5 protein-coding genes are annotated in these 6,978 nt (G+C 75.3%); 3 read left to right on the top strand and 2 right to left on the bottom strand.

The window, feature by feature from the left end; genetic code table 11:
• Positions 1–137 precede the first annotated feature (137 nt).
• Positions 138–818, bottom strand: a complete 681-nt coding sequence (locus ACIBH3_RS34120; RefSeq protein WP_396316001.1) for an alpha/beta fold hydrolase — start codon at positions 816–818, stop codon at positions 138–140.
• Between the two features lie 205 nt (positions 819–1,023).
• Here ACIBH3_RS34120 and ACIBH3_RS34115 point away from each other — a divergent pair, with 205 nt between their 5' ends.
• From ACIBH3_RS34115 to ACIBH3_RS34105, 3 genes are all read left to right on the top strand, one after another.
• Positions 1,024–1,938, top strand: a complete 915-nt coding sequence (locus tag ACIBH3_RS34115) for a helix-turn-helix domain-containing protein (protein WP_396316000.1) — start codon at positions 1,024–1,026, stop codon at positions 1,936–1,938.
• A 374-nt stretch (positions 1,939–2,312) separates the two neighbouring features.
• On the top strand, positions 2,313–2,612 hold the full coding sequence (locus ACIBH3_RS34110; RefSeq protein WP_396315999.1) for a hypothetical protein: 300 nt from the start codon (positions 2,313–2,315) through the stop codon (positions 2,610–2,612).
• 162 nt (positions 2,613–2,774) lie between these two features.
• On the top strand, positions 2,775–3,215 hold the full coding sequence (locus tag ACIBH3_RS34105; RefSeq protein ID WP_396315998.1) for a GNAT family N-acetyltransferase: 441 nt from the start codon (positions 2,775–2,777) through the stop codon (positions 3,213–3,215).
• Between the two features lie 230 nt (positions 3,216–3,445).
• Here ACIBH3_RS34105 and ACIBH3_RS34100 read toward each other — a convergent pair whose 3' ends face one another.
• A complete protein-coding gene (locus ACIBH3_RS34100; RefSeq protein ID WP_396315997.1) occupies positions 3,446–6,688 on the bottom strand; it encodes a hypothetical protein in 3,243 nt (1,080 codons plus the stop codon).
• Between the last annotated feature and the right edge of the window lie 290 nt (positions 6,689–6,978).

Below are 6,978 nucleotides of genomic sequence, written 5' to 3'. Positions count from 1 at the left end.
GGGGGGGGGGGGCGCCGCGGGGGCCCGGCGCCCCCCCCCCCCCCCGGGGGGGGGGGGGGGGGCCCCGGGGGGCCCCCCCCCCCCCCCGCGGCCGCCCGCCCCGCCCCCCGCGGGGGCGGCCCGGCCGCGGGGGTAGGTCACAGGCCCGTCGCGATCGAGTCCAGGTAGACGGCCAGCTCCTTCGGGCGGGCGTACATCGGGCCGTGGCCGGTCTCCCACTCGGTGGTGGCGGCGTCTATGTGGGTCGCCAGCTCACGCTGGGTGACGGCGGGCAGCACCCGGTCCTGGGTCGCGACCAGGTAGTGCGAGGGCAGCTCGCGCCAGGCGGGAGCACCGGACGGGGCGGCGTCGATCCCCAGGCGCGCGAACTTCTGGGCGGCCGAGGCGATCGCGGTGCGCTCGACGGGGGCGTCGGCGGCGACGGCCGAGCCGTACGTCGACCGGTCGAGGTACGAGTAGCCGTCGTCGGTGACCCTGAAGTGCTCGGGGAGCGCGCTGCCGGGGTGGCGGTGCGCGATGTCGCTGACCGACTCGCCCTGGTCGGGGGCGAAGGCCGCGATGTAGGAGAGGGCCTTGACGTGATCCTGACCGGCAGCGGCATTGGTGATCACTGCGCCGCCGTAGGACCAGCCCACCAGCAGCACCGGCCCGTCGATGGTGGACAGCACCCGTCGAACGGCCGCGACGTCGCCCTCCAGAGACTCCAGGGGGAGCTGGGCCGCTACCGGCTGGTGGCCGAGCGCGCGCAGTTCGGTGATGGTCTCGCTCCAGGCGGAGCCGTCGGCCCAGAGGCCGTGGACGAGAACGACGGCGGTCATGGCGTGATCCTCCAGTAGGTCAGGACAGGTGTGTGCAACGGGACTTCTGTTGCGTTCCGAGGTCGGGCGGGTCGGACGGCAGAGGACGAGGAGCCGCCGCAGCCGCGGCCCCGTCCGGTGTTCGTCACCGGCACTCGCCCGCTTGTCGGTGATGTCACCCAACGTAGGAGGCAAATGGGCCCCCGCCCGGGTAGCCTGGAGACTCATGATGGTCAAAAACGGACAGGCAGTCGCGCGGGACATCCCCAAGTTCGCATTCGTCGCTCCGGCGGGCACGCCCGCCGGTCTGGTGGTGCTGTCCCTGGCCGAGCTGCGCGAGAACCCCGCGCCCCTGTGCCGGCTGGCCACGCCGCAGCGCCCGGACTTCCATCACCTGCTCACGGTCACCGAGGGTTCGATGCAGCCCGCGGTGGACTTCACCGACCACACCCTCGAACCGGGCTCCTGGCTGTGGGTGCGGCCCCACCAGGTGTTTCAGTGGGGTGACCTCACCCGGGCCGAGGGGACGCTGATCCTCTTCGAGCGGGGCTTCCTCGACCCGGCGACCGTCGCCGCAGCCCGCGTCGACGATCCGTACGAGGTTCTCCTGCCCGGCGATCCGCAGGCGCCGGCCGCCGCCGACGGCCGGCGCGCCGCCCTGGACACCGCCGCGGCGCACCTGGTGCGGGAGTCCCGGGCGATGGGACAGCTCCCGCTCGACGTGCACATCGCGCTGCTACGGAACCTGCTCGCCGCCCTGGTCCTGCGCCTGGCGCACGTGGACACCCCCGGGCGCCGCGCCCACCAGCCAGCTGACACCTACCTGCGCTTCCGTGACGCCGTCGAACGGGACTTCTCCCGCACCCGCCGCCTGGACGACTACGCCGACGCCCTCGGGTACTCGGCCCGCACCCTCTCCCGGGCCACCCTCGCCACCGACGGCGTCGGCGCGAAGGAGTTCATCGACCGCCGCGTCGTCCTGGAGGCCAAGCGGTTGCTCGCCCACAGCGACCTGTCCGCCGCGAGCATCACCTCCCGCCTGGGCTTCACCAGCGCGACCAACTTCAGCAAGTTCTTCCACCAGCGCACCGGGCAGACCCCGCTCGCCTTCCGCGCCGCCGTCCGCGGCAACGATACGTAAGTAGTGGTCAACGGCCCCTGTGGGGAAGGACCGTGCCCGGTGCACCCCGGGTGGATGACGATGGACCCTTGGGGGGCGATGGCGCAGGGCCGGGGCGCCTGCATCCCGTGCTTCCCGCGCTGTCGCCCCGGACGGGCGGCCCGGCCCGTCCGGTGATCGCCTGCGCCGGTGCACACGGCCGGCCGGGGAGCAGCATCCGTCGGTGTCGACCATTCGGTCGCGCAGCCGGTGGTGTTCCCGGGCGGGGCGGGGCCCGTGAGGCATGGTGGTGCGTATCCGGCGTGCCCACGGCGGCAGGCGGTGGAGGAGAGTCGGCAGGTGTCGGAGAGGGGCGGCGGAGCCGGGCTGCCCCGTCACCGGATGGGAGCTGGGAGATGGACACCGAGCAGCACACGATGGCCGGAGCGCTGAGGGAGGCGGAGGAACTGCTGCGCGAGACCCTGGCCGGCCCGGCCCGCGCGTCTCGCGATCGGATCGAGCGGGCCGACGAGGAGCGCCTCCTGGCCGCGGTCGCCGGCCTGGCCGACCAGCTGAAGGGCCTCACCGGTGTCTTCTCCGACCGGATGACCACCCCGGGGGGCCGCACCACCTTCCACCGGGCCACCCAGCAGCTGGGATCCCTCGCGAGCGACCTCCGCCGGGCGGGGCGCCAGGCTGCCAAGGGCAACCTGTAGGCCGCCGGCGGTCCTCAAGCCGCCCGGGGAGGCGCCACGTCGGCGCGGGCGGCGGGGTCCGTTGGACAGCTCGTCGAGCGTCGGCGGCCGAGCGGAGCGCTCATGCTGGCCCCACCGCGTGTGATCCGCAGCGGTGCCGGATCCCGACCATGGAGGCCACTCATGACCCCGCCGACCGCGCCCGAGCCCACCGTGTCCGTACCCAAGGCGCCCGTACCCAAGGCGCCCGTACCCACCAGCGTGCCGCTGCCCGCAGGCCGCCCCCGCTGGACCGTTGACACGCCGTCCGGGGACGACTTCGAGGCCTGGCGTGAACTCTACCGGGAGTACGCGCAGTTCTACCGGCTGCCGATGCCCGACGAGCAGTCCGCGCTGGTCTGGGCCTGGATCCGCGACGCCACGCACGAGCTGGAGGCCCTGCTGGTCAGGGACACCGGTGGAACCCCGGTCGGCCTGGCGCACTACCGGCCGTTCGCCCGGCCGCTGCACGGCGCGGTCGGCGGCTACCTCGACGACCTCTTCGTCCCCCCCGCCGCCCGAGGCGGCGGCGCGGTGGACGTGCTGCTCGCGCGCCTGCGGGCGATCGCCGCCGAGCGGGGTTGAAACGTGCTCCGCTGGACCACCGCTGACGACAACCACCGGGCGCGCAGCAACTACGACCAGGTCGCCACCCGGTCGATGCTCGTCACCTATGACATGGCGCCGGACCCGGCCGGCTGACGGAGGGCAGGACGGGAGCGGCGGCCGGAACCGGCACCGGGACGGGGGACGAGGCCGGGGACGGCCGAGCGATAGCGGGGCGCCCCGCGTGGCCCGGCCGCCCCCGGGGGCCCTCAGCGCCGGGTCCTGCGCAGGGTGCGCAGCACGCCGTAGCCGACGATCGGAAGGGCGATCAGCAGGGCGGCCCAGAAGGCACTGTGACCCCACAGCTCGGCCAGGCCGCCGAACAGGGGCTGCGCCACGGGGATGCGTACCGCCTCCAGCGGACCCAGCGGCGGCGGCCAGGAACCGAGCACCAGCGTGCCGAGCAGCCATCCGACGAACAGCCGGCGGGCGTTCTGCGGTGTGGCGAGCGTGCTCAGGACCGACAGCGCGGCCAGCAGCAGCAGGAACCCGGCCTGGTAGGCGGCGCCGGTCTGGCCGGTGCCCCAGGACGCCGGGTTCGGGTGGTGGCCGGTGGAGGCCAGCCGCACCTCGACGGTCGCCCACAGCAGGACGGTCAGGACGACGGTGCTGCCGAGCGCGAACAGGGCGCGGTCGCGCACACCCTCGGGGCCCGGTCGCCACTTCTTCGCGTCGCGCTCCGGCTCGGGCCGGTCGGTGGCGGACGGGCGGCGGCGGGCGGCGGCGAGGCGCTGCCACTCCTCGGCGGTCCCCCGGCGGGCGTCGTGAGCCGGCTTCAGCATCCGGGTGGCGGAGCGCTCGATGAGGAGCGCGGTCAGGACCACCGCCAGCGTCGCGGCCACCCCGGCCCAGCTGCCCATGCCGCCCTCGAACACCACCACCCGGTCGGCCAGGGCCTGCGGCGGCCGGAGCACCGTCATCGGCGGCCCGAGGCGCAGATAGCCGATCGCGAAGGCCGCGGCGGCGACCACCGCCAGCGTCCAGCGGCCGATCCGGGCGGGGAACACGGCCGCCGTCACCGCTGCGGCCAGGGCCGCGCCCAGCTGTCCGACCACCTGCCTGGCCGCGTGCTCGCCGACGGTGCGCAGCGGGCCGCCGAAGGGTCCGTTGGGCAGGATCCGTACCTGGGTCCCCGCGTCGATGCCGAATCGCCAGACCGCGCCGGACCAGAGCATCAGTGCGAGGGCGATGAGCATCAGCAGGGCCGCTCCCGCCCGGCGCGGCAGCGCGGTGCGGGCACCCGCCCACCAGGCTCTCGCCATGGCCTGCCGGTCGAGCGGTCCGCGATCCCGCGCGGCGCGGGCGGCGCGGGCACCCCGGGCCCGCAGTACCGCGGCGGCCACCAGCATCGCCCGTCCGGGCACGGTACCCGGATCGGCGCGCAGTGCCCGTCGGCGCAGGCCCGACCAGCTGCGTCGCACCTTGTCCGCGGCATCGGGACGCATCGCGGCGCGGGCGGCCAGCGCGGCGTCGACCACGGTCGCGGCCACCACGGTCACCGTCCTCGCCGCCGGCACGGGCAGGAGTGCCTTGTCCAGGGTCAGGTAGAGGGCGGCGGGCAGCGGAGAGAGCCGCCCCAGCAGCTGGGCGTGCTCCTCGGGGAGGATCGTCAGCCGGAGGGCGAGACGGTACGAGCCGTCCCGCTCGTGCGCGCTCAGCCCCTCGCCGCCCGCCTCTCGGCCCCGCCCCTCGCCTCCCCGCGGCTCTCGGCCCGGCCCGACAGCCGTGCGCGGGCCGCCGCCGAGAGCCCGTGCCGTACGCTCCACCTCGGCCAGGACGGCGGGCAGTTGGGTGAGTGCGAGCAGCCGCGCGCACTGCTCCCCGTGGCACTCCGGGTGGTCGCAGTGGTAGCGGGCGGCGATCGCCGGCGCCGAGGAGGCGACCAGCTCGTCGAGGAACGCGACGGCGTCCGCCTCCGTACTGATCCGTGCGAGTCCGGCGGTGTCGATCGGTCGGTTGTTGTAGTGCGGGGTGGCGGCCGGGGCGAACGCGGCGCCGAGGGCGAGGACGGCGAGGGCCGCCGAGCGGGAGCGCTTGGCACCCCTGGTGCGCTCGACGTCCCGGAGGTGGTGAAGGTCGAAGACGGTGTCCTGGACGTCGTCGCGCAGCCAGGCCAGCACTCGCTCCGCGCCGTCGCCGGCCAGCCAGTACGCCGCGTCGGCAGAGCGGCCGAGCATGGCCGAGGCCAGGACTGAGGGGTCGTGGTAGGGGTCGCCGAGGAAGGTGATCGGGCGGTGGGCGGGCCGGGGCTCGGGGGTGACGGAGGGGCCGGTCGGCATGCGGTGGCGCGCGACCTCGGGGCTGCCGCCGGCCAGCCAGCTCCTGACCTGCCCGGCCGTCCACCGCTGCGCGGGGTTCTTGGTGAACAGCCCCTGGAGCAGGAGCAGCCGGCGCGGATCGGTGACGGCGGAGAGGTCGACCTCGTCGCCCATCACCAGGTCGTACTGGAGCACCTCGTCGCTGACGAGCATGCCGTCCGCTCCCAGGTAGCGCGGGCGGCCGGTGAACAGCTCGTACAGTACGTTGCCCAGCGCCCACCACGGGCCGGCCGGGTGGTTGGTGCCGGCCAGCTGCTCAGGCGCCATGTAGGCGATCGTCACCTGCATCTCGGGGGAGAAGCTCCGGCTGGCGGTGAGCCGGGCGACGCCGCCGAAGTCCGCGATCACGAAGTCCCCGGGGCGACCGCCGGGCCGCACCAGGATGTTGGCCGGCTTGAAGTCGATCGGGTTGCGCCTGATCTGCTGCTGCCAGAAGTCCAGCAGCGCGACGAGCTCGTGGACGATGCGGTCGGTCTCCGGCCCGTCGGCGTGCCGGCCCTCCCGGCGCAGGCCGGCGACATGGTCGGCGAGGGTGACCGGCAGGTACTCCATCGCCACCCAGTCGCAGCCCGCGCCGGCGTGCTCGACGCGGCCGTAGTCGAAGATCTGCGGCACGTGGCGGCGGTAGGCGTCGTTGCGCAGGTGGTCCAGCAGCTCGGCGTCCACGGCCTGGCCGGCCACCGTGACCTTCACCGCGGCCTCGCCGCCGCCGTCCACCCGCCGTACGTGCCAGACGGTTCCCTCGGTGCCCGAGCCGGCTACGCCGTACGGTTCGTAGCGGCCCAGCAGGGCGGCCGGGAAGGCGCCCCCGAAGTGCCCGCCGCGGCTGGGCGCGGGGCGCTGGGTGACGGTCTCCGGCGCGGGGCCCCGCGGCGTGACCCGGGTGGGGGTATCGGGGGCGACCCTGGTCGGCGCGTCGGGGCGGACCTTGGTGGGGGCGCCGGGGTCGACCCTGGTCGGCGGCAGGACGCCCGGGCGCCCATCGAGGGGGGAGGCCGGATCCGGCGTCCCCTCCGCGGCGTCGTCGCGTCGGCCGCGGAACCGCCGGTCGACCCGCGTGCGCGGACCGGGGCGGCGTCCCCGCGCTCCGTCTCCGCCCGCCGGGCCCGGTTCCGCCACTGTGTCGTCGGCCATCAGCCGCTCTCCTCCCCGTCCCCCGGCCCCTGGCCCGGGGGAGTGCCGTACTCGCCGGTCCCGACCTCCGGCTCCGGTCGCTCGACGCGCCGCGTGCGGGTGTGCACCGGAGAGTGCTTCACCCACCGCCCTTCCGCGCCGAGTCGGAGCCTGCGCCCGAGCCGAGCCCGGGTGTCCCATCGGTCGGGTCACCATCCGTTCCCCGCCGCCGGTACCGGAGTTCGTCCGGCCGCACGCGGCACCGACACCGACGGCGACATGATGATGACGCATCATCATGTCGTATATCC

The organism is Kitasatospora sp. NPDC050543, from assembly GCF_044457565.1.
Lineage (GTDB): Bacteria > Actinomycetota > Actinomycetes > Streptomycetales > Streptomycetaceae > Kitasatospora.
The sequence above is the reverse complement of the archived record's forward strand: the minus strand, read 5'-3'. Positions and strand labels throughout refer to the sequence as shown.

Coding starts and splice junctions, on each gene's coding strand:
- ACIBH3_RS34105 (WP_396315998.1), top strand. CDS start 2,775: ATGACCCCGCCGACCGCGCCCGAGCCCACCGTGTCCGTACCCAAGGCG.
- ACIBH3_RS34120 (WP_396316001.1), bottom strand. CDS start 818: ATGACCGCCGTCGTTCTCGTCCACGGCCTCTGGGCCGACGGCTCCGCC.
- ACIBH3_RS34100 (WP_396315997.1), bottom strand. CDS start 6,688: ATGGCCGACGACACAGTGGCGGAACCGGGCCCGGCGGGCGGAGACGGA.
- ACIBH3_RS34115 (WP_396316000.1), top strand. CDS start 1,024: ATGATGGTCAAAAACGGACAGGCAGTCGCGCGGGACATCCCCAAGTTC.
- ACIBH3_RS34110 (WP_396315999.1), top strand. CDS start 2,313: ATGGACACCGAGCAGCACACGATGGCCGGAGCGCTGAGGGAGGCGGAG.